Consider the following 24,501-nt stretch of genomic DNA (forward strand, 5'->3'; position numbering starts at 1 on the left):
AGAGACCACTACTGCCACGTCTCACTATTCAAGATCCGCATAATAGTGTGGGAAAGTCACTGTCGCTGATAAGTGTTCAGTCCGAATCGTCCGCTCATACCTTGACTGGTTGATTCCAGACAACGCGATGACCTTGACCCGTTGACTCCTACCTTGACCGGTTGACTGACACTCGCTTCACTGACTGTAACCAGGGCACTGCTACCTCGATCCGATGATGTCTACCTCGACCTGTTGAATCCTGCCACAATCAGTTTGATAAGCCGCGTTCTCATACATGCGCTAAGCGTGCTCAATGCACGTGGACAGCACACGAACAGGGGGCCTGCTCTCTGCAGCCGGATTACCAAAATCCCGCCGCGTGGAGCAAGCCCCCTGAGTGAGCCAGTCTCACCGCTTATGCGTGAATGAACAGGAACGAGAAAATCACGTTCAGAACCGTTGCGGCGATCATCGGAACCGCTGTGCGCTTGACCAGTTCAATCGGATTGACCTTAATGGCGCCCGATACGATCAGGACCGCAGCGCACACAGGCGACACCTGACGCATCAGGTTTGACGTTGCCCACATCGAGTTCAACATACGAATGGGCAGCACACCACCGCTTTCGGCCAAGTGAGGGACAACCTCGGAGAAAGCGAAGTACGGAGCGGTACCAGACCCCGTCAGGGTAGACAGCAGCGCGACCGACACGACAAAGATCAAGATGATCAATGCCGCAGCGCCGCTTGAACCTTCCGTCGCATCAGTCAGCATCTTGATGACACCAAGCTGCGTGATACCTTCGACCAGAATTGCGGCGGCGACCAGCAGCGCAACCACGCCGCCCGCTGCCTCACCCATACCGGTGAAGAAGTTCTTACCCGCATCGATCGCCTTGTTCAGTGAACGCAGGCGGATAGCCTCGACAATCATCGCGATGAACAGGGAGACAACGGTGACAGGCAGGATGCCAGCCTCAAACGGGATGACACCCAGACGTTTCAGAGCCGCTGAAATGATGATGAGCAGCAGTGGCAGCAACGGCAACAATGCGTAGAACCACGGCAAATTGGCTGCGCGCTTGAGGGCATCCTGGATCGTTGCTTCTGAGGCACTGTTCGACGCGCCCGACGTAGATTTCTCACCCTTCTTCGCAGCCTTCATTTCAGCTCCGGTCGCACCGGTCGCTGCGACAATGCCAGCAGCGACGTCAGCACGTTTGCGTGCATCAACCAGATCGCATCGACGCTGCCACCACATATGAATGAAAGCCGTGATCAGCAGTGTCGGAATCGTCGCTAACGCCACATGGCCAAACACGTACTGCGTGACAGGCATACCAACCAGGTCAGCGCCCTGGATCAGGCCCGCTTCCAGCGGCGTGGGGACAATGGTCGACGACGTCACCACAATTGCGCCCACCGTCAGCGGCGTCAATCCTGATGCCACCAGCGCCGGCAACAGCGTGGCGATGAGCAGCAGCGACAGGGATGCGGCCGACGGCACCACCAGAGACAAGATGTTGCCCAGGATGAAACCGACGGGGATCAGCCAATATGAGCCGTGCAAAGCCCTGAGGGGTTTCGACAAGATGACGACGGCTTTGGCATCTGCGCCGATGTACCGCATGTAGGATACGAAGCCGAACAGCACCATGATCGCCATACCGATTCCGGTGAAGCGATTGGCGAAGATCGATTCGACTATCTGCAGCTCGTCGTAGAACGCATTGCCAGTGGCTTCAATTTCGCGTGTTGCGTTATCGATCTTGCCCATCGCTGCAGCGATCATCATGAGCACGATGCCGACGGTGAAAATTGACGCAGCCGGATGTACCTTCTTGATCACCAGGTATCCGACCGCAGCAATGCCCGCCAGAGCAATAACAATCACGAGGAAAGTAATCATGCGGACCCTTTCTTTGAAATGTTTCACATGCCAAAGCGGCATCACCCGTGCGGTGCCGCCGTGGGGACGAGTCGCACTGTATCAGTGGACAGACCCAAAACTGTGATGATGATGTAATTAATCAGCAAGACGGCGAGGCGTGAGTTGTTCTTCGACAACCTCATCCCCGTCCTTGAACGTGTGCCAGCCGTAGACCTCGTCCCGATCCGACACCACTTCGACAAGTTCCGTATCGCGGTAGACCAGGCCGATCCCGTTTTCTGACGAGTAGGCATCAGTGAAGTCACCCTCGGCCACCATGCGCTGCAGGAGTTCACGACGCTGCGGGTTCACTCCGTAGTGCACGCCGTTGCCGTAGGGAAGGAAGCCGAGGCCATCGGTGACGGGACGCAGATCCGGCCCGAATGAATCCGTGGCTCCGCCGATGTGCCAGCACATTGATCCGGCGGACACGCCAGCCAGAACGATGCCTTTCTCCCACGCTTCGCGCATGACCTCGTCCAGTCCGTGTGCGCGCCACACTGCCAGCAGGTTCACCACCGATCCCCCGTCAACCCAGATGACGTCCTGGTCCAGGAGGTATTCGCGAGGGTCGTCGACATTCGGCATCATGAAACAGGTCAACGGGTTAAGCTGCCACCCGCGCAACCGCGCCGCCTCCATGCGTTCAGCGATTCGCGCCTTCTGGTCACCGCACGCCGTGGCGAGGTAGCCGATCTTCGGTGCCCGCCCTTCGACGCCTGCCAGCTCCACTGCGTATGCGGCAAGAGGACCATATTCAACGTCGCACCGCCGTCCCGGATGATATGTGCCTGACGTGCCCACAATAAAGCGCTCTCGAGTCATCCCTCACCTCTCAGATTCTTCATGCCGCCGCTGTGATGTGCGGCCACAGGCACCGGATTGCCGTGCTGTTCTTATGTTAACGGAAAGACACGTCCTGTCTGAGTGTTCGGCTGATCCTTCTGGGCACGCACAGCGCATGGATCAGCAGCGTTGCATCATCCACGGCGGCAGCGATCGTACACACAACAAAAGACCCGAACACCTCGCGGGGTGTCCGGGTCCTCACGTCATCGAGTGACGCGTAAGAAAAATGTCTCAGTCGAGATCGTCGACGCTGAGCAAGCCCTTCTTGTACGCCTTCGCCAGGCGACGAGGCACGCGAATCTCACGACCGGCAACCTTCAGATTGTCGAGCTGGGTGAGATCAGCCTTCCATGCTGACCGGCGAGTGCGGGTGTTCGCTCGGGACATCTTGCGTTTGGGAACTGCCATGGCCCTACCGCTCCTCTTTCTACATTCGTGGACATCACTACCGGCAATAACTGTGCCATGCCTGCTGACAAAATGCCAGCTGCTGACTCCAGATTCGCTGTGATTTCACTCGCGTACCGGCAACCCAAAAACTCTAGCACGCCAGGGGCGTGACTTTCTTCCCTCTTTGTAGGACTTTGCCCACATTTGCGCCCTCCACTCCCCTCGTAATTGTCGTAATTGACGAGGACGACCATGCGCCGCTACTGCGTGCCGACACGATAGAGTGACAGCATCATCAATGGAACCACGAGCAAGCGGAGGGGTGACACAGATTCCGTGAACGATATCCGAACGCTTCGTGCAGGAACGCTGATCACCCATGAAATCGAGATCAAACGCTCACGCTTCATCGCCACTCTGGCCCGCGCCGACACCGAAGATGAAGCGCGCGCACTCATCGACATGGTCCGTTCGGAGCACCCACAGGCGCGGCATAACTGTTCGGCCTACCTCATCAGTGCGGATGGCCGAAACGCAATCCAGCATTCCTCTGACGACGGGGAACCATCGGGCACAGCCGGCACGCCTATGCTTGAAGCCCTCAAAATGTCTGACACGTGGAATGTGACAGCTGTCGTCACCCGTTATTTCGGCGGAGTGCTGCTGGGTGCGGGAGGCCTCATCCGCGCGTATTCGTCGGCGGTGAGCGAGGCACTGGCCCGCGCACCTCACGTGGTCATCAAGACTCTCAGCATTGCTCGCATCACTGTCGATTTCAATGATGCCGGTAAGTTCCAGTCGGAGCTGCACAGCGCGAATGTGCCGATTGTGGGCAGCACGTGGGATGCGCGTGTCCACCTCGACATCGCCGCCACTGACGACGACATCGAGCAGTGGGTAGACCGCGCGATGGTTCTGACCCACGGGCAGGCCAGCGTTCACGTAACGGGACGAACTCGAATAGAAGTGGACGCATGAGACAAAAACCCGTACAGTGTCGCATGTGATTCACACAGCAACGAACCAAATGAACGCGACACAGGTCGCGCGGCGTTGCGTGCACGCAGTTTCTGCGTGCTTTTTCTGTATCTGCACGGCGGAGTGTCTCTAGGGCGAATAGCCTTCTCCGTACGTCTATGCGTACTGCTGTTCGCCCGCATGGTGATTGAACCAGCCCATTTTTCTTTTTCTTTCCTTCTTGACTTTTTCTCTATGGAGTGATTTTTCATGACCGCTATCGCCGCAAACGTCACTGAACTCATTGGCCGCACCCCCCTCGTCGCTATCAATCGCCTCGCGGGCGACAACGCCCACGTCATCGCAAAAGTAGAGGCGTTCAACCCTGCGTCATCTGTCAAGGACCGTATCGCTGCCGCCATCATCGACGCTGCCGAGGAATCGGGCGCCCTCAAGGAAGGCGGAACCATCATCGAGGCCACCTCAGGCAACACGGGTGTCGCACTGGCAATGGTGGGCGCCTCGCGTGGTTACCACGTGGTCATCGCGATGCCCTCGTCGATGAGCATTGAGCGCCGCCTGCTGATGAAAGCCTTCGGCGCTGAACTGGTGCTGACCGACCCGAAGGACGGCATCTCCGGTGCCGTGGCCGCAGCCGAGAAGATTCGTGACGAACGTGAAGGCTCAATCATCGCCTCACAGTTCACCAATCCTGCCAACCCGCAAATACACCGCGTCACAACCGCGGAAGAAATCTGGGCGGATACCGACGGCACGGTGAATATCGTCGTTGCCGGAGTTGGAACTGGCGGCACGATCTCAGGTGTGGGCGACGCGCTCAAACAGAAGAACCCTGATATCCAGATCATCGCCGTGCAGCCCGCTGAATCCCCTATGCTGACCGGTGGCGCAAGTGGCCCCCACGGAATCCAAGGAATTGGACCGAACTTCGTGGCCGACACTTATAACGCACAAGTCGTCGATGAGGTGATAGATATCGACACCCCCACTGCTCTCACCTTTGCCCGCCGCGCCGCTGCTGAAGAAGGCCTGCTTGTCGGCATTTCCTCGGGTGCTGCCCTGGCTGCAGCAACCCAGGTTGCTGAGCGTGCTGAAAACGCCGGTAAGAACATCGTGGTCGTGTTGCCCGATACGGGCGAGCGATACCTGTCAACTGCGCTGTTTGAAGATCTGCGCGACGACAACGAGTAATACTGATACTGATCGGTCTCACGTGTGGGTGGCACGAGCGGTGTGCTCCTGTCACCCACACTGGGGATCTCGGCCACTGATTGAATAAGAGGCATCATGGCACTTTCTCCCTCACGTGCGCTTAAGCTTCTGCGAGAGGACCTCGACACTGCGCTCAAACGTGACCCAGCTGCACGATCGCGCACTGAAGTGGCGTTGACCTACCCTGGTGTGCACGCGCTGTGGAGTCACCGTGTTGCGCACGCACTGTGGCAGCGCAATGTGCGTATACCGGCTCGCCTGATTTCCTCTTTCGCGCGTGTCATGACTGGAGTTGATATCCATCCGGCCGCGCAGATCGGCCATCAGGTTTTCATTGACCATGCGACCGGTGTCGTGATCGGCCAGACGACTGAAGTGGGCGACGACGTCGTGATCTTCCATGGTGTCACGCTGGGCGGTGTGTCGATGAGTCCGGGGAAGCGTCACCCCACAGTGGGGCACCATGTCATGATCGGTGCGGGCGCAAAAGTTCTGGGCCCGATCACCATCGGTGACAATTCAAAGGTGGGTGCGAACGCCGTGGTGACCCGCGATGTTCCGGAATGCTCGGTGGCCTTGGGGGTTCCGGCCAGGTCGCATCCTTCCCCCGAATCGGTGGAAGAGCCGGACGATGAGCTGATTGTGGATCCGAACTCCTACGTGGATCCGTCCCTCCTGATTTAACCGAGGAATCTCGGCCTCTGCGCTGCGCTTCCCCCTCGGCCCACACCGCATGTTGCACGTGCTCACGCCAATGTGTGTGACACCGGAGGTGACGTCACCTGCCAAAATACCCACAAACGTGCGCCAGGTCACGTAGGCTAAGGGCATGACGAAGCGAACGTTGCAAGCTTCTTTGAATACGTTGGCCGATGTCGATCAGCCCCAGGGCGTCCAGCTTGCCACCCTCACGAGGTACGACATCCCAGCGTTGGCATCGCTCCATGTCATCGCCTATGGAGCGCCCTCCACTGCGGAGAACCTGTGGGAATCAACGGATGAAATGCGTCTGTATTTTGAAGGTGCGTTTGGTCAGCCTCGTGACGACTCGTTCATCGGCGCGTGGCGTGACGGAAGCCTGGTGGGAGCGATCCTGTGCGTCACCGATGTTGTGTGGGATGATGCTCCGCGCGGTCCGTTCGTCATTGACTTGATTGTTGATCCTGAATGCCGTCGTGAAGGCATTGCAACGGTGCTCATTGCCGAGCTTGCCCGCCGTTGCGCGTCGTGGGGTGAAAATGACTTGTCCTTGCGCCTTGATCTGAAATCCGCGCCCGACGCGCAGAAGTTCTACGACGCACTCGGTTTTGTGGAGGTCAACGCCGAATCGGACGATTCCGCGTCCTAGGTCCTCCCCTGCTCGCTGCAGACGCCTGTCTACCCCGCTTCTCTACCGGCTTTCGTCCTTCTGTTTTGCATGGGCCTGTATGCCCGAGCTAGCTCCGGCTTGCATCCATGACCACTGCGGGTCACCGCACCTAGACGCCCTAACACGATTGACGAGGGCGACCCATCCGATGTTCGGTGCACACCACCAGTGCGTGAGTCGCCCTCGTCAATGTCGTATTCAGCTGAACATTACCTAGCCTGTCGGCGCCTTGCTGCAACCAAGGAGAGCCCACCAATCAGGCTGATTCCAACAAGTGCGGGCACGAGGCTTCCGACTGTGGAGCCGGTACGCGCAACCGTTGCCTTGTAGCCGGCTTGAGCGGATGCCGCTCCTGCCTTACCCCCGTTGCCGTTTTCTGGCCGGTTCACGTCGCCACCAAGATTGCCCTCGTCTTTACCCGCATCGGCATCGGCGTTTGCATCACCATCTGCAGGCTTGGTGTCGGACTTACTCGGTCCAGTGGCCTTCAGAGACAAGCTATCCATCTGCACCCACTGGTCAGCAGTAGGGGCAGCGTCTACAAAAATATCGATCTGGCTGTTGCTTCCCGAGTCGAATTCCACAACAAAGCGCGTGTATCCGGCCAAGTGTGTGAATTCCTGAGAGGCAAGAACCTGTCCGCCTGGACCGGTTTGACGCGCACCCACCGTTCCCTTGTCAGTGCGCTGCGGGTTGTCAGGACCAGTCGTCACGAACGCTGTCATCTTGTAGTGAGTGTTGGGTGTGACGGTTACTGTCTGGGAAAGCTCCAACGTGCCTTGGTTGTTCCGCATCCATGCCTGGTGTTCTGACCCATATGCCCAATCCGGCTTGCCATCAAGACCGCAAGGTCCGTGGCATTGCCAATGGGGACTCATACCGCCATTCTCTACGCGCTCAAAACCGGGGTCCTTAACGAGGTTCGGGTGGATCACATTGCCATCCTTATCTACCTCGAATGCCATCTGGAAAATGTTGTAGGAGCCCCAGATTGACATGGCGAAATGCACTTCTGAACCTGAATTCCACGGGTGCATGTACGGTGCATACATTCCGGGATAATCCAGTGAGGTTGCCACTACTGTCTTGTCTGACCACGGACCTTCCGGACGATCTGCCAGGCGGTACACCACGTCAAAGATTCCCGCTTCGTCTGAATCAGTGGTGTACATCAGCATCCACTTGTTCAGGTATGAGTTGTACTGCAAAGACAGTTCCGTCGTTGGAGCTTCAATGATGTCGGCCGCGGTACCCTCGTCGTCACCCCACTCGCTGCCGTTCCAGTACTGGTAAGCATCCTTTTCGAGGATCTTGTTCTCATCAACCCTGGCGATGCGGATGGCACCGAAGCGACCATTCGGCGTGCCCATCATGTAGACGAAGCCATCGCCTTGACCGTGAGCAAAGCCCACCATCTGAAAGTTATTGGACCACTTGTCATCGTTGGTCCACTGCGGGCCGTCGGTCGTATTCCAGGTTTCTCCCCCGTCATCGGAGTACGCGATACGGGAATAGTTCGTGAACCATTCTCCGGGGACGCCCCACTTATTGACGGACATGAACGCCAAATACTGCCGGCCGCCCACCGCGATGCCGCCGGTGGGAATAGTGGTGTGCTCGGTTTCAGGGATCTTGAGCGAGGGAATGATCTCCCGCGCTTTTCCGTTCTCATCGACCACGGCAGAATCGAACAGGATTCCGTCTTCAGCGAAGTTCCTGGTGGACGAACGCAGCAGTGCATTCGAACGCCAGTCTTCTCCGCCGCCACCATTGCCGCTCCATTCGCCGAAGGTGTCACCAACAGCGAATAACACATGACCGTGTCCGTCATCCCACATGATTCCAAGGTCGGTTCCCTGGATTTTCATGGTCTGGGCGGTGTTTGTAAAACCTTTAGCACCTGTCAGCTGAGCGACAACGCGTGCAGCCGAAGGATGAGCGTATGGCTTCTCCGCCTCGGGTGCGGCTGGATCGGCAGCGCACGCTGTTCCTGCCAGACACAGCGCGCCGGCGCATGCGCAGGCAGCAATGATTGCTCCTCGTCGAGTGAATAAGCAGCGCCCTGGTGGTGAGCTAGACTCACGCATAGCGTGTCCTTTCCTTGGATGGGTGTGTCGGCCGTGACCGTCGTCCTCATCGATGAGGACGCTCCTACTTCAGACCGGACATTTTGATGTTGCCAATGATCTGGCGCTGGAAAATAAGGAAGATGATGATCACTGGCGCCGCTGACAGGACAGAGCCCGCCATGAGTAAACCCAGTTCAGAGGTACGTTCCGAGCGGAACGTCGCAAGGTATTGCTGGAGCTGGTACTTCTCCGGGGACGTGATGGTCAGAATCGGCCACACGTATGCATTCCAGTATCCCAGGAAGGACGTGATGCCCATGACGACGAACGGAGGCTTCGACAGGGGCAGGAACAGACGCACGAAAATCTGGAAACGCCCGCACCCATCCAGCATGGCTGCCTCTTCGAGGGATGAGGGGATCGACAGGTAGAACTGTCGGATAAAGAAGATCATTCCCGCGTTCGCGATACCGGGAATAACCAGAACGGCCAGAGTATCCAGCATGCGTAACTTCGTCACAACGATGAAGCTGGTCAGCAGAATCGTCATACCCGGAATGAACATCGTCGTGATCATGACGACCCACAGGATTTTCTTGAAGCGGAACTCCAGGCGTGCGAACGCATAGGCAGCAAGTGAGTTGACGGTCAGGCTGGCAGTCATGAAGAGCAGCGCACCCAGAAGCGTCCACAGCAATGCGCGGATGAACGTGGGATCCTGCGCGATGCGCGCGTAGTTTTCCCAGTGCCACACTTCGGGGAAGAACTGGAAGGGGGTCTGAACAACTTCGGTCTTTGCCTTGAATCCTGCGATGACCATCCACAGCAGGGGGAACAGTGCAGCGAAGATGAAGATCGCACCGAACAGGCCTTTGATCAGGATGACCGGCCACCATTGTTTCCGGTGGAACTGCGGTGCTGCTGCCTGTTCTTTCTTCGTGGAGTCCGATGTCTCCATTGCGGTGCTGACACCCGTCGACGTTGACATTACTGACATGATTAATCCACCAGCTTCTCGGAGTTCACGAATTTGAAGATCAGTGCGGAGAGGGTTCCCAGAACCAGGAACATCAGCAGGGCTGCTGCAATCGAGTAGCCCACGTTCATGTCTCCGCGGAAGTGATTGAAGATGAACAGGTTCGGTGTGGTTGTCGAATCCAACGGCCCGCCGCCGGTCATGACCAGCGGGAGCTCGTACTGTTGGATCGCGCCGATAATGCCTGTTACCAGCAGATACAACCCCACATTCTTCATCTGCGGCAATGTGATGTAGAAGGTCTTTTGCCACCAGTTCGCTCCCTCGAGCGAGGCGGCTTCGTAGAACTCGCTGGGGATGTCAATCATGGCTGCCACCATGATCAGGGATGTGAGGCCCATTCCCAGCCAGATTGCCGGGACTGCGATGGCCAGAAGCGCCCACTGGGGGTCACCCAGCCATGCGATTGGTTCAACTCCGAAGAACCCGAGGAACCAGTTCAAAATGCCGCCGGAGTAGTCATAGATCAACACGAAGATGATCGAGGTAATAACGCCGGAAATAATGGTCGGCAGATAGATGCTGACCTTCAACGTGTCAGCAAATCTGCGCGACACAGATACGACAAGACTGGAAAAGAGGAATGCGAGAACCAACGTGGTGGGCACGGTGAACAGAACGAACATGAAACCGCGTTTAATGGCGGCGATAAACAGCGGGTCCTTGAGGACGTCCGTGTAGTTCTTGAACGCAACGAATACTGCGGGCTTGTAAAAGCTCCAGTCCTGGAATGACAGGTACGCTGCGTAAATTGCTGGCCACACCACGAAGATCCCGAGCAGCACAAAGGCGGGAAGGATCAAGAGGTATGCGAGTCGTCCATCACGGAAACGGAACTTCTTTGAGTCCTTCCGCACCTTTGTACTGGACATCGGGATTCCTTTCTTCAGCCTGGGAACAGTCCTATGACAGGGCTGAGTTACTTATCGCCGGGAGCAGGTGCTTTCTCGGGAAGGCTCTCACGATCGATCACGGTCTGGATCGCCTTCTCAGCAGTGTCGATCGCCTGGTCAGCGGTCGCGGCACCCTTCATCACGGTCTCCATCGCCGTGCCGACTGCCATCGAGACATCCCACGGGTAGGCAACGCTTGGAATGGCATCGGGAGCAATCTCAGTCATGATGACGTCTGACCACGGAGCGGACTTGGCCTCTTCAGTGGCGGCCACGCCTTCCTGAACGTCGTCGCGCGGAGGAATCTTGGTGAACTGGGTGGCAACATAGAACGGAACGAGGTTCTCAACGTCTCCGGCCAGAACCCATTCGAGGAACTTGCCTGCTTCTTCAGGGTGCTTGGCCTTTGCGTCAACAACCCACTTGAAGTCACCCAGTGTGGTGGTGGTTCGTCCCTCTCCGTTCGGTGAGCTCGGGAACAGGCCCAGACCCGTGTTCGTCAGCATGTCCTGGTAGTCGGAGCCAACCTCGGACATCATCCAGGAACCGGACACCTTGTAGGCCACCTTCTTTTCACCGAATTCCTTGGCTTCCAGGTAGCTGCCCAGAGGCTGCTTGGCCATGTAGCCGTTGTCCCACAGATCCTTGTAGAACTGCATGAGGTCACGGTAGCCCTGGTCGTTGATGTTCGGTGCGCTCCAGTCATCGGTCAGTGCGTTGTGTCCGGAAGCATTGAACTGCTGGCCCACAGATGCCCAGGCGAATGTGCCGGCATCAGATGCCGGGGAAATGCAGTACTGACCATCCGACAGGGTTGGCTGAATCTTCGCGCAGTTGTCGAGCAGATCCTGCCACGTCTTCGGTGCCTGCTCAGCGTCAAGGCCGGCAGCGGAGACCATTTCCTTGTTCCAGAACAGCACTGTCTGCGGCTCCAGAACCAGCGGGTATGCGTAGTAAGTGCCATCAATCTGGGAAACCGAACGTGCCAGGTCGGTCATCTTGTCCAGGCCTTCCTTGGACACGATCGAATCCAGATCGTGGAACTGAGCGGCATTCACGCCGTCATTGAGCGGTCCGGCGAAGGTGTAAATGTCGGGACTCTTGTTTGCTGCCTGCGCCGACTTCATCTTCTGATCCCACGCGTCGGCCGGTACTTCGGTGTCGACTACGGTGATCTCGTCCTGCGCTTCGTTGAACTTCTGAACGATGTTCTTGTACCACTCATTTTCCACGGGGGTGAATGTGCGGTGCCAGAATTCAATGGTCGTGCCGCCCTCGGATGATGACCCCGAGGCTGCTGCGCCGCTTTCTGAACCTGCGGGTTCACCTGGCGTTCCCGAGCCGCATCCTCCTACGAGAACAGATGCCAAGGTGAACGACGCAATCCCTGCCCACGCCCACCTGCTCTTTCCTGAATTCATGGTGTCTCCTCTTCGATATGACTCAACGTTGAGTCCGTTAGCCCTATCTCGCGTTGTGATGATCTTTGAGCATTCCACCAGTGGAAAACTCGCTGATTATGGCACCTGGAAGCCAATGGCTAATTGACCCTGACTACCTGGTGCTCTACACTATACAGTAATCGATTACAACTCGTGAAATTTCGACACACATTGTGATATTTTCTCAGGAAAGGCGATCAACGATGCTCTCCCCCTTGACAGGTCTGACCACAATTCGCAACGTAGCCACTCGCTCCATCTCTCCGGAAAACTTCGACGGCACACCTGGGGGTGGCGGCCGCGCGACCGAGGGAACCGGTGCGGAATGTGCACGCGACCTGGGATCCACGTGGAAGATCTCCCCCAGTATTGACGTTCCGGCTCGCGGCACATTCGAGCTGGCCAACATCTCAGGTGCCGGATGCATCACTCATATCTGGATGACCGCTCACACCTCACTGTGGCGTCGCCTGGTCTTCCGCTGCTACTGGGACGGCAGTGACGAACCTGCCGTTGAGGTGCCCTACGGCGACTTCTTCTGCAATGGCTGGTCCGTGTTCTCGCAGGTTAATTCTGTTCCGATCGCCGCCAACCCGCACGGTGGTTTCAACTCCTACTGGCCCATGCCGTTCAAGTCCGGTGCTCGCCTGACATTGGAGAACACCTCCGACGAGGATGCCCGCGTCTACTACCAGATCACCTACGACATTGACGAGGGTGACTCATCCGCCGCTGACGGCGCAGCCGCCAAGGACGATATCGCCTACTTCCATGCGCAGTGGCGCCGCTCCAACCCCCTGCCGACGCTCACCACACACCCGATTCTGGAAAACATCGAGGGCCAAGGGCACTACGTGGGCACCTACATCGCATGGTCAGTCAATGACAATGGCTGGTGGGGCGAAGGCGAAATCAAGTTCTACATGGACGACGACACTGACTATCCCACGATCTGTGGCACCGGCACTGAGGATTATTTCGGTGGTGCCTGGAACTTCGATGTCCCCGGCCGCGGATACACGACGTTCTCCACGCCGTATTTGGGAATGCCGCAGGTCATCCGCCCCGATGGCCTGTATATCGCCAATCAGCGTTTCGGAATGTACCGCTTCCATATTCAGGATGCAATCCACTTCTCCAAGGGACTGCCGCGCGTCGACATTCAGGCTTTGGGCTGGCGTTCAGGTGGCCGCTACCTGCCGCTGCATGACGACATCGCCTCGACCGCCATGTTCTACCTGGATCGTCCGGTCACGAACCGTCCCGAGGCGCCGACCTACGATTCCATGGAGGTCCACCTGGGAGCAGCTCCGGCCACTGACCTGGCCTAGTGTCATAGCCTTCCTGTCAGCGTCGGGCTTTTGCCTAGCGCTGACAGCTCGGACACCAGAAGAGACGCCTCGTAGCCATCAGATCCTCCGCAACGGGAGTGCCGCAACGCAGGCACGGCCTACCGGTGCGGTGATAGACATACCAGCGTGATGCTTCAGGATCACCCTCAAGGGGTGGTTCCGGAGCATCCTCGTCGCTCACTGTTTCGATTCTGCCCACTTCAAGGCCGTGTGCCATGAGTGGGCAGATCGTTTTCCACAGCAGGCTCAGGCGCGCCTCGGCCACTCGGTTGCCTCGGCGTCTGGGATGAATCCCCGTAATGAAGAGCGATTCTGCGCGGTAAATGTTCCCAACGCCGGCAATCACAGACTGATCCATAACCAGTTCGCCGATGGTGCGCGATCGTGAGCGGATCGCATCGATGAAGGCGCGCTCCAGGTCGGGACGAGTCAGCGCGTGGGGTGAAAGCGGATCGGGACCCAGACGCCGCAGCACCTGGCGCTGTTCATCAGGTGTGATGACTTCGCAGCGATTGGGACCTGACAGGTCGGCGACCGCGTCATCTGTTTCGATGCGGACCCTGACCTGGCCAACCGGCTCGGGTGGAGTCCATCGGCCGTACTCGTCCGTTGTGCCGCTGTCGCCAGCCAGCCGCGGAGCTCCGATCGATACCGGAACCTCCACCGATTCACCGCCATATAAACGCCACGACCCATACAGACCCAGGTGGACATGCAGCCACAGGTCGTCGGTATATGCCACCTGCGTACCGTCGGGGTGTCCCTCGCGTACCGGTCCGGGCGCGCTCAACTGCATGAAGAAATGCTTGCCGTGCGCACGAACCGACGTCACTATCCTGCCGTTGATCAGGCGTGCTCCGCCGGCGAAGCGCCCCTGCGGCGATGACACCCGGACCGCACGTCCGACAAACAGCGTGTCGAACGTGCGGGTCAGAGCATGAATAACGTCGCCTTCAGGCATAGGTTCTCGCCACTACCAATCTGGCAGTGCGCGGCTAGTTCTTCGGCAGAACCAGGTTCACCAGTTTAGGTGCGCGCACAATAACTTTCAGCGGCTCACGTCCATCGAGGATGGCGCGGATCGGCTCCAGGTCGAGCGCGCGAGTGCGCAGATCGTCCTCGTCAATTGAGGGCGATACATCGAGGCGGGCACGAACCTTGCCGTTGACCTGCACGATCGCAGTAATCGTTTCTTCTTCGAGCAGTGATTCGTCCTCAACGACCGGGAACGGTTCACGTGCGAGCGACTCACCGTGCCCCAGTTTGTGCCACAGTTCTTCAGCGATGTGCGGCGCAACAGGGCTGACCATCAGCACCAGGGGTTCGATGATTTCGCGCGGTACCGCATCCATCGACGTGATGTGGTTATTCAACACGATCATGCGGGCAATGGCGGTGTTAATGCGCAGGTTCTCGAACTCAACCGTCACATCCGCGATCGTGCGGGCCAGCAGTTTGCGCGTGGCCAGATCGGCCGATTCGTCACTGACAGTGACCTCACCAGTTTCTTCATCGAGGACATTGCGCCACAGGCGCTGCAGGAAGCGCTGAGATCCAACGACGGCTCGCGTCTCCCACGGGCGGGAAATATCCAGCGGTCCCATCGACATCTCATACACTCGCAGCGTGTCCGCGCCATAGTCCTGAGCGAATTCGTCAGGTGTGACAACGTTCTTCAGGGACTTGCCCATCTTGCCGTATTCCTGTGTGACGGGCTCACCCTTCCAGGTGAATCCGCTTTCCTCGTCGCCCGTCACTTCATCGGCCGGCACGTATGCGCCGCGTGAATCCGTGTAGGCGTAGGCCTGGATGTAGCCCTGGTTGAACAGCCGGTGGAACGGCTCAGATGCGCTGACGTATCCCAGGTCGAAGAGGATCTTCTGCCAGAAACGCGCATACAGCAGGTGCAAAACGGCGTGTTCGACGCCACCGACATACAGGTCTGCACCGCCGGATTCGCCCGGGTTGCGCGGCCCCATCCAGTACTGCTCATTGACCGGATCAGCGAAATGTTCGGTGTTATTCGGGTCGCCGTAACGGATTTCGTAAGCGCACGAGCCAGCCCAGTTCGGCATGGTGTTCGTGTCACGACGATACGTCTGTTTGCCTTCACCCAGATCCAGTTCAACGTCCAACCAGTCCGTTGCCCGACCCAGCGGTGCTTCCGGCTCAGACGCAGCATCGTTCTCATCGAATGTGCGCGGCGAAAAGTCATCAATTTCCGGCAGGGTGACGGGGAGCATCTCATCAGGCAGCGCGTGCACGCGGCCATCAGCCGAATACACCACGGGGAACGGTTCACCCCAGTAGCGCTGACGTGAGAACAGCCAGTCACGCAGGCGGTACGTCACGGTTTTCTTGCCCAGGCCGCGTTCTTCCAGCCACTGTGTGATGCGCTCAATGGCTGCTTCCTTGCCCAGACCGTTGAGGTCCACTTCCTCATTGGCCGAGTTGGTGATGACACCGTCACCGACCCACGCGGCTTCGTCGCGGTCGAAGTCTTCGGGTGGGGTGATCGTGGTGATGATGTCCAGGTCGAAACGACGTGCGAAGTCAAAGTCACGCTGGTCGTGCGCGGGCACAGCCATAATCGCGCCGGTGCCGTATCCCATCAGGACATAGTCGGCCACAAAAATCGGGATGCTCGTGCCGTTAACAGGGTTGGTGGCGAAACGCCCGGAGAACACGCCTGTCTTCTCTCCTGCTTCGGCGGTTCGCTCCGCATCCGTCATGCGTGCAGCGCGTTCACGGTAGGCTTTCACAGCCGTAGCTGGTGTGGCGTATCCACCTGTCCACGCTTCGCGTGTTCCATCGGGCCACTCAGCAGGCACGTTCAGGTCAGCAGCGTCGCCCTCGTCCCCGAGCAGGGGGTGTTCGGGGGCAACGACCATGAATGTTGCGCCAAAAAGCGTGTCAGGGCGGGTGGTGAACACATCGAGCCGCGTGCCGTCAGCGTCAAATGTGACGCGCGCGCCGGTGGAGCGGCCAATCCAGTGATGCTGCATTGAGCGCACCTTGTCCGGCCAGTTCACTGTGTCCAGGTCAGCGTCCAGGCGGTCAGCGTAGGCGGTGATTCGCATCATCCATTGGCGCATGCGCTTGGTAAAGACTGGGAAATTGCCGCGCTCGGAGCGTCCCTCGGCGGTGACTTCCTCGTTGGCGAGCACGGTGCCCAGGCCGGGAGCCCAGTTCACGGGCGCCTCGTTGATATAGGCCAGGCGGTAGGAATCGAGCACGCGGGCCTGTTCGACCGCTGTCAGATCGTCCCACGCCTTGTCGAATGTTTCCTCGCCCTCAGATGTGGCGATCGGGCGCGTGCCGGAGCGGAATTCGTCTTCCAGTTCGCTGATCGGACGGGCGCAGCCTTTCGTGCCGGCCGGGTTCGTCGCTTCAGTGTCATACCACGCGTTGAAGATCTTCAGGAAGATCCACTGCGTCCAACGCACAAACAGGTCATCGGTTGTAGCAAATGAGCGGCGCTTGTCGTGCGACAGTCCCAGGCGCGCCAGTTGGCGACGCATATTCGCAATGTTGTCGTATGTCGTGATGCGCGGATGTTGGCCGGTCTGGATGGCGTACTGTTCAGCGGGAAGACCGAATGCGTCGAATCCCATCGTGTACAGCACGTTAAAGCCGCGCATGCGCTGGAAACGTGCGATCGTGTCAGTGGCGATATAGCCCAGTGGGTGTCCAACGTGCAGGCCTTTGCCTGACGGGTAGGGGAACATGTCGAGCAGGAAGTAAGGGGTCAGTTGCGCCAGTGGCCCTTCAAGGTCTCCGGTTGGGTTATCGGCATTGAATGTGCCACGGTCATCCCACTGCTTGTGCCACTTGTCTTCGATGGCGTTGGCCATCTGTGCGGTGTAGCGGAATTCCGGCTCCGAACCTTGATTCTGGCTCATTGATGGATCCCTCTCGAATTCTTCGGTCATGCTCGTCAAATTGGCCTGTTGCCAACCACTTAAGGGTATCTCATCGCGCCACTGGCTACCGGATTCGTTCAGCGTACGATCGGGCGCAGGTGCGGAGGGGTATCGCGACGAGGGTGGCCCATGCGGGCGCAAGATGGGTGACAATAGAGCCATGAGTACAGCATTTGAGAACATCATTGATGGAACATGGTCGGGACGCTTCGCATGGGCTGACGACGTTTGTGTTGTTTTTGCCACCATTGAGCCGATCCGCGCTGGTCACATGCTGGTGGTGCCGCGCCACCCTTACCCGTCGTGGACGGACGCGCCGGTGGAGGTTGCCGAGCACCTGATGCGCGTGGCTCACATCATTGGGCGAGCACAGATCGAAGCCTTCGACGTGGAACGAGCCGGCCTGATCATTGCCGGTTTTGAGGTACCTCACACCCATCTGCATGTGGTCCCCATGAAGTCGGAAGCAGATATTGCATTCGCCAATGCTGCTCAGGCTAGTGATGATGCCCTCGACGATGCTACGACGAGGGTGCGTGAGGCACTGGTGGGCCTGGGGTACGAGGCGAACGTGCCGCCGTCGATGGGGTCAGCTTCCCTGAGCTAGCTCGGGTGCGCGGCTGCGACAGTTGGCGCGCGATTGCGCCCGTTACTGTTCGACGTGAAGATCATCCGGGTCGGTGGCTACGAAAATGGCATCTGCGGCCACGTCACCGATTTCGACGGTATGCGCGCGCTCTTCACCAGATTCACGCACGTCAAGTGTGAGTGTTCCCAGCGCAGGTGAGCGGCGCACCACCGTGATACGGGCATCCAGGGCGATCCCCCTGCTGGCCAGATCGCGCAGCATCTGCGGATGGCCATCTGAGATTCGCACGATGACCGTGTCAGTTCCTTCGACAACGTCAGACAGCGGCATCATACCGGGAGCCAGGCGAGTGCCGTCAGGAGCCGGAATCGGGTCGCCATGTGGGTCGCGCATCGGGAAACCAAGCGCACGGTCGAGGTGCTCAAGCAGCGTCTCGGAGACCGCATGTTCAAGGATTTCTGCTTCTCGGTGAACTTCGTCCCACTCAAAGTCGAGCTTTTCGTACAGGTATGTTTCGAGGAGGCGGTGGCGACGCACCACACCTACTGCTATTGCGCGGCCCTTTTCGGTCAGGTGAACCTTGTGGTATGGCTCATGTTCAACCAACCCCTGGTCTTTGAGCCTTTTGACGTTTTCAGATGCCGTTGATGCGACGACCCCCATTCTGGCGGCAAGATCGTTCACCGATACTCCGGCACCACTCCACTCCCCTGCGGAGTAAATAGTCTTCAAGTAGTCCTGCGTCATTTGCGTGATGGGCACGTCACGCAGATCGTCGTGGTGTTCCATCAGCCCTCCAGGTTTGTCAGTGTCAAAGACGCGTTGGCGCTCCGGTTCTTACTGTAGATGCCCATGCGCGCCTGTGCATGCGTCCTGCAGATGTGTCCTATCGCCTACTTTTCAAGTTGTCTGAAGCCCCTTGACACGAGTACAGTATTACTTCGTTACGAGACGTAGCGCCGTTAGCTCAATTGGCAGAGCAGCTGGCTCTTAACCAGCGGGTTGGGGGTTCGATTCCCTCACGGCGCACCACCTGTAACTCATGCGCCGTTAGCTCAATTGGCAGAGCAGCTGGCTCTTAACCAGCGGGTTGGGGGTTCGATTCCCTCACGGCGCACTTTTTATGCTTCCGCTCCTCCGAGAGAGTTTGTCACCTCTTCATGCTTCTTCGGTCACGTGCACGTCTTGGCGGTCGACACCAAAGCCTGCACAGATATTGCGCAGAGTGAGCCGAGGGTCGGCCATGGTTGGCGTCTCAATGCGCATCCCCGTCATCGAGATCGGCGAGGCGATTGTCGTGATCCCCGTTCGAGTAGCTGACGCTGGATCGAGTGCGGATGAAACACATTGCGCATGAAAAGAGCGTCCGAACTTTCCACCAGCGGCCTCAGCTCTTCGAAGAACGGCTCATCAAGACTCATCAACGACACAGCCTCACACCACCCTCACACCCGCTATTCCTCGACAACGAATGCTTCGAGGGCTGGATGACCATCAGGATCCAGAAAAGAGTCAAGAAGATCCCGAACCGGAATATCACAGACATAGGAGAACTCCACCGTACGCGAGTAGTCATTGGTCAACGTATCGCTCATGAGCATGGGAAGGATTCCGCGGTCGGGTGTCTGAAGCGTGTAGTCAAATTTGTTGATTTCCACGAGGGAATAACCAGGGCGCTGTTCGTAGGTGTAGCAGGGAATGTACATGGATGGGTAGTCGCGTTGCGCCCAGCGGAATGATTCGCCCGCCTGGTAGATGAACCAGCGTGTCACCAGGTCAAGATCCGGGGAAAAGAACGTAAATTGGATATCCTCGTTTCGCGTACTTTCTCCGTATGCGAACTGCCCATCCTCAAGCTGAGCCACGTGATAGACCGGATCCCCAGCATGACTGATACTGATCGAACGAGGATGGAACACATTGCGCATGAAAAGAGCGTCTGAACTTTCCGCCAGCTTCGACAGCTCCTCGAAAAACGGCTCATCAAGACTCGTGAGCGTCAATATTGCATCATCCCTTATTCTTAAGACATGTGACGGAGTCTTATCCTTCATTATACGGTCTGAACATATGAGAGCCATCCAGCTCCGGGTGGAGCCTCCGCTCTCAGAGTTTTCTTGCGTTGGCTCTAAGGGGCAAGGAATTGGGAAAGCGAAGGTTCTCCGTTTGCGTTGGTCACTGAATCGACCAGGTCGTGTACCTCTATGTCATGAATGTGAGAGTAGCGCACGCATTGGGAGACGTCATGTACAAGGTCGTCGCTCATCTTCATCGGCAGAAGTTCGCCATCTGGAGCTCGCAGAGTCGAAAGTGTGCGCGTCAAGCGGTGGAGAGCATATCCTTCCCGTATCTGACTAGTTCGGTGAGGAATGGAGAACTGCAGGTAGGCGCGAGCGTATCGATAGGGGAAGCTGGCGTTTAAGATAAGCCAGCGTAGGGCAATCTGTGCGTCCATAGTGACAAGTGAGAAGGAAATAGGACCACCTCGACCGCTTGAACCGAATGCGAAAGATCCGTCGTTGTGGTGTACCACGTGGAGGGCGGGGTCGCCATAGTCGTAGCTCAGCGTGACAGATTCATGTGCTACCTCGTTGAGTGCAAATCGGGCCCATCGGCATTCAGCTAAAGGCCGTAACTCATCGAAACTCAGTGTATCCATTCGAGGAGAATTCCTTTCTCTATGCACTCTGCAATTGACACCATTTCACCTCGTTCATTTAAGAAGATGAATTGCTTACCTCCGTCTTCAAATCCTAATGCGGGGGCGATTGTACCCTCTTCAACAGAGTAGCCACGAGGCAGTTCACCCAGCTGATAACCGTAGAGACGGTCATGAGCTTTCGGAGGCGGCATTGATCGCTTTTCAAATGGAATATGACGGCCTTCAGGTGCCGATGCGACGAATTGTCCCCCTGGATGACCGATCCGGTCGACGAATCGTCCATACTTTTCCTTGATTTGTTGAAGGCTGCTATGGCGCACAACTGAGTCAGGCAAGGCGCCGTTTGTATCTTGAAATCTATAATTCGGAACACCTCTCGAGTTTAAATTCTTTGAAGCCCACGCGTCGTAGGTCGGATACGGCTCTCCGTGCGCGTTCTTCCCAAATGGTGCGGGGCTTGTGTCCCAATGGGGGGTTGCGTCGGAGCGATGCAAGGAAAACTCGGTATATTGAGCTGGGTCTACGTGAGGGGCAGAAGCGTTGATGCGTGTCGAGGGTGTGTCTGCGCCTTTGCGGAGGAGCCTGTTGAGGGTGTCAGAGAACTTCCTGAACAACTCGGTGAGCTTGCCGAGCAGCCCCTTAAGATTCTTAACTGAATCAATGACCTTGTGAACAGTTGTGCTGATCCTGGATGTCATCGTGGCAACACTGGTGGATATTTGCGCCGCGATAGCGGGAATACCCAGCCCAGCGGTGGCAACCGCTTCGATAATGGCGGATGCGAACTTGCCGATGATTTCAGATAGAGCATCACGCACCAGGTCGTGAACAATCTGAACAAGCGTGGCAGCGACGTTAAGAGCCTGCCCCATCGCGCTGGCCCACTTGCCTGCCTGCTCAATCAGCTTGCCCAGGTCGGCTTCCAAGACGGTGATCGCGCTGATGGTTTGCCCGCTCATAGATGACAGGTCAGAGCGCGTATACCCGGCCAACTGCTGGGAGCACGCGGACAGCTGAGTGTTAATGTTGCCCCACGTCTGAGCATAGGCCGCAACCTGATCCGCATCACCAGTGAACTCATCGAGCCACTGATCCAAAGGGTGAACATGCTCAAGCACCCATCCGGCACCCATCGCGATCAGCGAACCGATCGGGTCAGCGATAAAACTGGCCGCATCACCTACAGCAGCGAACGCAGCCATACCGCCACTGACCCAGCTGCCTGAATTGAACGCGCCAACCAGCTGCTCGCCGTCTTCAAGAAGAAACGTGCCGGCAAGCGGGCTGGTCGAGTCCTGACGCTGCGCCACCAAAGGATTAGCCACGCCGACCTCGCTTCCCCCACACGCTCACCTCATTGTTGAAGGAGCGTGTCAGCTCGTCTTCGTGAGCAGTAAAATCCTCCACAGCAATACCCAGCTGACTGCACAGCCGGTCCAACGCGCTCGACGCGCTTGACAGCGCGTCACGCGCCTGACCTTCCACCAGCGACAGGGGCGGGACCAAAAAAGGCGAACACAATACGCCGAACGCGCCATCACCCACACCGACCTGAACGGACGCATCACGGGCCATCTGAATTCCCTGCCCCACGTGAGCGACATGACACCGGTGCTCATCAAGCTGGTCAGTGTTAATACGCAGATCGCCCGTCATTGGTCCGCAAGCTTTCGCACGGTCGGCGAATCAGCACCGAAGATCTCTGAGGCCACAGCAACCATCTGGGTGCGCACATCGCTCAACGCTGCCCTGTACGCCTCCATCACGCTGGACGTCAACTGGCTTTTCGACAAGGTCGACACCTGGGCGGCGAACTCAATCCTGTCAAGATGACCACTGTGATCCACATGCACCGTGACAATACGATCACGGCTCGAACCACTCCCACACGTATCCTCAGCCCGGCGCTGAAAACTCACCGCCGCTTGGGCATGACGCTCAGCGCCCGCCACCTGACAGTCAACCGCATCATGCGCCTCATCAAATTCATCCACACAACGTATATACGAGTTTGCACGTCATCCCGTCCATGAAACACACGTCACACCTTCAGCCGACACGCGCACAGAGCTGTCGCGCCTCGTTTGGGACACGGGCACCTGCCCTCCAAACCTGCAGGCGCAGACCGTCGCTGTACGACTCAGTCGATGCCGAGTTCCCTGCGCAGACGCTTGACGTGACCTGAAGCCCTGACGCCATATTGTGCAAGGGCAATCGTGCCGTCAGGGTTGACGACAAATGTGCAACGTTTTGGTCCCAGAATTTTGCGGCCGAAACTCATCTTTTCGCCAAAGGCCCCATAGGCGTCGATCACGGTGCCTTCCGGATCTGACAGCAGCGGAAATGTCAGTAACTGGTTTGCCTCGAACTTTTCCAGCGCCGCCATGTCATCCTTGCTGATTCCGACAACCTCATAGCCTGCCCCCTGCAGCGAGGCCAGCGAGTCACGAAAATCGCACGCCTCGGTAGTGCATCCGGGCGTGGACGCACGCGGGTAGAAGTACACCACCACGCCGCGTGCAGCACGAGCCAGCATGTCAGTCAGTGACACAGTGCCGTGCGTGGAATCCAAAGTGAATTCAGGAGCCTTGTCCCCCACCTTCAGTTCAGCCATGGCAGCCTCCTCATGTGTCCGCCGTATTTGTCCGTCGTCATCCACCACTGTAGGTCACGCCCGCTGCGAGCGCTCATGAAGGAACCATCCTGCCGTATCACGGCAACGCTAGAATCCTTTGGACTGCAGCCATCTCATCAATTCACTTGTCCTGGCCGCCTGGTAATCATCCCGGTCAGCCGCGTCGCCCTCGTGCCTCCTATCGAGTTTCCTGCTGTCAATGGCATCCACGATCACCCCGTCACGCAGGTAGACGATCCGGTCCGCGCGCGCAGCGCACACCGGGTCATGTGTCACCATGACAATGGTGGTGCCATCCTGATGTGCTTCTTCAAGCGCCTCCAGCACCTCACCGGTCATGGAGGTGTTCAGCGCACCGGTTGGCTCGTCAGCGAACACGATCGATGGCTGGGTGGCGAGTGCGCGACAGATGGTGGCGCGCTGGAGCTGTCCCCCGGATACCTGGGTGATCTCATGATCAGCTACTGCACCAATGTCGAATCGCTCCATCAGTGCGTCGACGCGTTCCTCGGCCGCCCTCGTCCCTGACCGTCCGGCAGCTTTCAAGGCGGGCAGCGCAATGTTGTCGCGAATCGTAAAGTTCTTCAGGAAGTGCGCCTGTTGGAAAACGAAACCCATCTCGTGCAGGCGCACGTGGCTCATCTGCTGATCGTTCAACTCGGTGAGCTCATGCCCTGCCAGTTCGACGGAACCGCCGGTGGGTCGATCCATCCCGCTCATGCAATACAACAATGTGGACTTCCCTGAACCTGACGCACCCATCACGGCGACGAACTGTCCGCGCGGCGCCTCCAGGTCGATGCCTCGCAGCACCTGCGTGGGCGGCTCCGTCGTCGAAAAGGTCTTCGTCAGGCCCTGCACGCGCAGCAGCGTCTGCCCCGCCTGCTGTGTGTGATCTGCAGGTTCGCGCGCTTCCATGTTGTCTGAGGCCATGCGCATTGTTGCCCACACCAGACCAAGTGCAACGGCGCAGATAATATTGCCGATCGCCATCAGGCGTATGCGGTCAAATCGATCGGCAAGCACTCCGGCGGGCGGTGCCAACAGGACGGCGGGCAGGAACCCTGCCAGCGTGATCAGCGCGACCGACGTGCTCAAGCCGGTGTGCTGGTAGGCATAGATGGTCAGAGCGAACGGTGTCAAGCCGTTGCCAGTCTTGGCGATCAGCTGCGCCAGCCAGATCAGGGCGA

At 57.9% G+C, this 24,501-nt stretch carries 24 protein-coding genes and 2 tRNA genes; 9 read left to right on the forward strand and 17 right to left on the reverse strand.

What is annotated here, in order from left to right; genetic code table 11:
* Positions 1-397: 397 nt before the first annotated feature.
* The 3 genes from dcuC to rpmF form a co-directional block, all read right to left on the reverse strand.
* Positions 398-1,891 (reverse strand): C4-dicarboxylate transporter DcuC, encoded by a 1,494-nt coding sequence (gene dcuC / locus BLT69_RS06425; RefSeq protein ID WP_092648651.1) that lies wholly within the window; start codon positions 1,889-1,891, stop codon positions 398-400.
* A gap of 117 nt (positions 1,892-2,008) precedes the next feature.
* The gene (locus tag BLT69_RS06430) at positions 2,009-2,737 is read right to left on the reverse strand and encodes a Type 1 glutamine amidotransferase-like domain-containing protein (protein ID WP_058236939.1); all 729 of its coding nucleotides are present in this window, start codon (positions 2,735-2,737) and stop codon (positions 2,009-2,011) included.
* Positions 2,738-2,992: 255 nt separating this feature from the next.
* Entirely contained in the window at positions 2,993-3,169 is a 177-nt protein-coding gene (gene rpmF / locus BLT69_RS06435; protein WP_058236940.1) for a 50S ribosomal protein L32, read from the reverse strand.
* A gap of 318 nt (positions 3,170-3,487) precedes the next feature.
* Between rpmF and BLT69_RS06440 the strand changes: the two genes are divergently transcribed.
* From BLT69_RS06440 to BLT69_RS06455, 4 genes are all read left to right on the forward strand, one after another.
* Positions 3,488-4,129: a YigZ family protein gene (locus tag BLT69_RS06440; RefSeq protein WP_092648652.1), complete on the forward strand. Its 642-nt coding sequence runs from the start codon at positions 3,488-3,490 to the stop codon at positions 4,127-4,129.
* A gap of 249 nt (positions 4,130-4,378) precedes the next feature.
* The gene (gene cysK, locus BLT69_RS06445; RefSeq protein WP_092648653.1) at positions 4,379-5,320 is read left to right on the forward strand and encodes a cysteine synthase A; all 942 of its coding nucleotides are present in this window, start codon (positions 4,379-4,381) and stop codon (positions 5,318-5,320) included.
* A gap of 96 nt (positions 5,321-5,416) precedes the next feature.
* Positions 5,417-6,025 carry a serine O-acetyltransferase gene (gene cysE / locus BLT69_RS06450; protein ID WP_058236943.1) on the forward strand — a complete coding sequence of 203 codons (609 nt, stop codon included), beginning with the start codon at positions 5,417-5,419 and terminating at the stop codon, positions 6,023-6,025.
* A gap of 145 nt (positions 6,026-6,170) precedes the next feature.
* Entirely contained in the window at positions 6,171-6,689 is a 519-nt protein-coding gene (locus BLT69_RS06455) for a GNAT family N-acetyltransferase (protein ID WP_058236944.1), read from the forward strand.
* 230 nt (positions 6,690-6,919) lie between these two features.
* Here BLT69_RS06455 and BLT69_RS06460 read toward each other — a convergent pair whose 3' ends face one another.
* From BLT69_RS06460 to BLT69_RS06475, 4 genes are all read right to left on the reverse strand, one after another.
* Positions 6,920-8,797: a glycoside hydrolase family 183 protein gene (locus BLT69_RS06460; RefSeq protein WP_092648654.1), complete on the reverse strand. Its 1,878-nt coding sequence runs from the start codon at positions 8,795-8,797 to the stop codon at positions 6,920-6,922.
* 64 nt (positions 8,798-8,861) lie between these two features.
* Entirely contained in the window at positions 8,862-9,776 is a 915-nt protein-coding gene (locus BLT69_RS06465; RefSeq protein ID WP_058236946.1) for a carbohydrate ABC transporter permease, read from the reverse strand.
* Between the two features lie 2 nt (positions 9,777-9,778).
* Complete coding sequence (locus BLT69_RS06470) at positions 9,779-10,687, reverse strand: carbohydrate ABC transporter permease (protein WP_058236947.1); 909 nt, start codon at positions 10,685-10,687, stop codon at positions 9,779-9,781.
* Positions 10,688-10,734: 47 nt separating this feature from the next.
* A complete protein-coding gene (locus BLT69_RS06475) occupies positions 10,735-12,129 on the reverse strand; it encodes an ABC transporter substrate-binding protein (RefSeq protein WP_058236948.1) in 1,395 nt (464 codons plus the stop codon).
* A gap of 224 nt (positions 12,130-12,353) precedes the next feature.
* Between BLT69_RS06475 and BLT69_RS06480 the strand changes: the two genes are divergently transcribed.
* Positions 12,354-13,481, forward strand: a complete 1,128-nt coding sequence (locus BLT69_RS06480) for a glycoside hydrolase family 172 protein (protein ID WP_092648655.1) — start codon at positions 12,354-12,356, stop codon at positions 13,479-13,481.
* 34 nt (positions 13,482-13,515) lie between these two features.
* On the opposite strand, the gene BLT69_RS06485 is transcribed toward BLT69_RS06480, so the two are convergent.
* A complete protein-coding gene (locus tag BLT69_RS06485; RefSeq protein ID WP_092648656.1) occupies positions 13,516-14,463 on the reverse strand; it encodes an Fpg/Nei family DNA glycosylase in 948 nt (315 codons plus the stop codon).
* A gap of 34 nt (positions 14,464-14,497) precedes the next feature.
* Positions 14,498-17,404, reverse strand: coding sequence for a leucine--tRNA ligase (locus BLT69_RS06490; RefSeq protein WP_092649110.1), 2,907 nt, complete (start codon positions 17,402-17,404; stop codon positions 14,498-14,500).
* A 181-nt stretch (positions 17,405-17,585) separates the two neighbouring features.
* Between BLT69_RS06490 and BLT69_RS06495 the strand changes: the two genes are divergently transcribed.
* Positions 17,586-18,032 carry an HIT family protein gene (locus BLT69_RS06495; RefSeq protein ID WP_070725198.1) on the forward strand — a complete coding sequence of 149 codons (447 nt, stop codon included), beginning with the start codon at positions 17,586-17,588 and terminating at the stop codon, positions 18,030-18,032.
* A 42-nt stretch (positions 18,033-18,074) separates the two neighbouring features.
* Here the strand turns inward: BLT69_RS06495 and BLT69_RS06500 are convergent, their stop codons facing one another.
* Complete coding sequence (locus BLT69_RS06500; protein WP_058236952.1) at positions 18,075-18,803, reverse strand: metal-dependent transcriptional regulator; 729 nt, start codon at positions 18,801-18,803, stop codon at positions 18,075-18,077.
* Between the two features lie 167 nt (positions 18,804-18,970).
* Between BLT69_RS06500 and BLT69_RS06505 the strand changes: the two genes are divergently transcribed.
* Together BLT69_RS06505 and BLT69_RS06510 are read left to right on the forward strand one after the other, a co-directional pair.
* Positions 18,971-19,046 (forward strand) — tRNA-Lys (locus BLT69_RS06505).
* A gap of 12 nt (positions 19,047-19,058) precedes the next feature.
* Positions 19,059-19,131, forward strand: a tRNA-Lys gene (locus BLT69_RS06510).
* Between the two features lie 337 nt (positions 19,132-19,468).
* Here BLT69_RS06510 and BLT69_RS06515 read toward each other — a convergent pair.
* The 5 genes from BLT69_RS06515 to BLT69_RS11250 all read right to left on the reverse strand — a co-directional run bounded on the left by BLT69_RS06515 (position 19,469) and on the right by BLT69_RS11250 (position 22,595).
* Positions 19,469-20,017 (reverse strand): Imm61 family immunity protein, encoded by a 549-nt coding sequence (locus tag BLT69_RS06515; protein WP_162272394.1) that lies wholly within the window; start codon positions 20,015-20,017, stop codon positions 19,469-19,471.
* Between the two features lie 125 nt (positions 20,018-20,142).
* On the reverse strand, positions 20,143-20,673 hold the full coding sequence (locus BLT69_RS11340; RefSeq protein WP_058236954.1) for an Imm61 family immunity protein: 531 nt from the start codon (positions 20,671-20,673) through the stop codon (positions 20,143-20,145).
* Complete coding sequence (locus tag BLT69_RS06525; RefSeq protein ID WP_092648658.1) at positions 20,661-22,001, reverse strand: TNT domain-containing protein; 1,341 nt, start codon at positions 21,999-22,001, stop codon at positions 20,661-20,663. The genes BLT69_RS11340 and BLT69_RS06525 overlap by 13 nt, the downstream gene beginning before the upstream one ends.
* On the reverse strand, positions 21,994-22,251 hold the full coding sequence (locus tag BLT69_RS06530; protein ID WP_157886365.1) for a hypothetical protein: 258 nt from the start codon (positions 22,249-22,251) through the stop codon (positions 21,994-21,996). The genes BLT69_RS06525 and BLT69_RS06530 overlap by 8 nt, the downstream gene beginning before the upstream one ends.
* A 77-nt stretch (positions 22,252-22,328) precedes the next feature.
* Positions 22,329-22,595 (reverse strand): YbaB/EbfC family nucleoid-associated protein, encoded by a 267-nt coding sequence (locus tag BLT69_RS11250; protein ID WP_371935807.1) that lies wholly within the window; start codon positions 22,593-22,595, stop codon positions 22,329-22,331.
* Between BLT69_RS11250 and BLT69_RS11065 the strand changes: the two genes are divergently transcribed.
* On the forward strand, positions 22,506-22,709 hold the full coding sequence (locus BLT69_RS11065; protein ID WP_257590275.1) for a hypothetical protein: 204 nt from the start codon (positions 22,506-22,508) through the stop codon (positions 22,707-22,709). The two genes, BLT69_RS11250 and BLT69_RS11065, sit on opposite strands and share 90 nt — an antisense overlap.
* Before the next feature lie 107 nt (positions 22,710-22,816).
* On the opposite strand, the gene BLT69_RS06540 is transcribed toward BLT69_RS11065, so the two are convergent.
* Both BLT69_RS06540 and BLT69_RS06545 read right to left on the reverse strand, forming a co-directional pair.
* On the reverse strand, positions 22,817-23,290 hold the full coding sequence (locus BLT69_RS06540) for a peroxiredoxin (protein ID WP_092648661.1): 474 nt from the start codon (positions 23,288-23,290) through the stop codon (positions 22,817-22,819).
* A 108-nt stretch (positions 23,291-23,398) separates the two neighbouring features.
* Positions 23,399-24,496: an MFS transporter gene (locus BLT69_RS06545; protein WP_307876274.1), complete on the reverse strand. Its 1,098-nt coding sequence runs from the start codon at positions 24,494-24,496 to the stop codon at positions 23,399-23,401.
* Positions 24,497-24,501 lie beyond the last annotated feature (5 nt).

Origin of the sequence: Schaalia radingae (assembly GCF_900106055.1) — a bacterium.
Taxonomy (GTDB): domain Bacteria; phylum Actinomycetota; class Actinomycetes; order Actinomycetales; family Actinomycetaceae; genus Pauljensenia; species Pauljensenia radingae_A.

Coding starts and splice junctions, on each gene's coding strand:
- dcuC (WP_092648651.1), bottom strand. CDS start 1,891: ATGATTACTTTCCTCGTGATTGTTATTGCTCTGGCGGGCATTGCTGCG.
- BLT69_RS06430 (WP_058236939.1), bottom strand. CDS start 2,737: ATGACTCGAGAGCGCTTTATTGTGGGCACGTCAGGCACATATCATCCG.
- rpmF (WP_058236940.1), bottom strand. CDS start 3,169: ATGGCAGTTCCCAAACGCAAGATGTCCCGAGCGAACACCCGCACTCGC.
- cysK (WP_092648653.1), top strand. CDS start 4,379: ATGACCGCTATCGCCGCAAACGTCACTGAACTCATTGGCCGCACCCCC.
- cysE (WP_058236943.1), top strand. CDS start 5,417: ATGGCACTTTCTCCCTCACGTGCGCTTAAGCTTCTGCGAGAGGACCTC.
- BLT69_RS06455 (WP_058236944.1), top strand. CDS start 6,171: ATGACGAAGCGAACGTTGCAAGCTTCTTTGAATACGTTGGCCGATGTC.
- BLT69_RS06460 (WP_092648654.1), bottom strand. CDS start 8,797: ATGCGTGAGTCTAGCTCACCACCAGGGCGCTGCTTATTCACTCGACGA.
- BLT69_RS06465 (WP_058236946.1), bottom strand. CDS start 9,776: ATGTCAGTAATGTCAACGTCGACGGGTGTCAGCACCGCAATGGAGACA.
- BLT69_RS06470 (WP_058236947.1), bottom strand. CDS start 10,687: ATGTCCAGTACAAAGGTGCGGAAGGACTCAAAGAAGTTCCGTTTCCGT.
- BLT69_RS06475 (WP_058236948.1), bottom strand. CDS start 12,129: ATGAATTCAGGAAAGAGCAGGTGGGCGTGGGCAGGGATTGCGTCGTTC.
- BLT69_RS06480 (WP_092648655.1), top strand. CDS start 12,354: ATGCTCTCCCCCTTGACAGGTCTGACCACAATTCGCAACGTAGCCACT.
- BLT69_RS06485 (WP_092648656.1), bottom strand. CDS start 14,463: ATGCCTGAAGGCGACGTTATTCATGCTCTGACCCGCACGTTCGACACG.
- BLT69_RS06490 (WP_092649110.1), bottom strand. CDS start 17,404: ATGAGCCAGAATCAAGGTTCGGAGCCGGAATTCCGCTACACCGCACAG.
- BLT69_RS06495 (WP_070725198.1), top strand. CDS start 17,586: ATGAGTACAGCATTTGAGAACATCATTGATGGAACATGGTCGGGACGC.
- BLT69_RS06500 (WP_058236952.1), bottom strand. CDS start 18,803: ATGGAACACCACGACGATCTGCGTGACGTGCCCATCACGCAAATGACG.
- BLT69_RS11340 (WP_058236954.1), bottom strand. CDS start 20,673: ATGGATACACTGAGTTTCGATGAGTTACGGCCTTTAGCTGAATGCCGA.
- BLT69_RS06530 (WP_157886365.1), bottom strand. CDS start 22,251: ATGGCCCGTGATGCGTCCGTTCAGGTCGGTGTGGGTGATGGCGCGTTC.
- BLT69_RS11065 (WP_257590275.1), top strand. CDS start 22,506: ATGACCACTGTGATCCACATGCACCGTGACAATACGATCACGGCTCGA.
- BLT69_RS06540 (WP_092648661.1), bottom strand. CDS start 23,290: ATGGCTGAACTGAAGGTGGGGGACAAGGCTCCTGAATTCACTTTGGAT.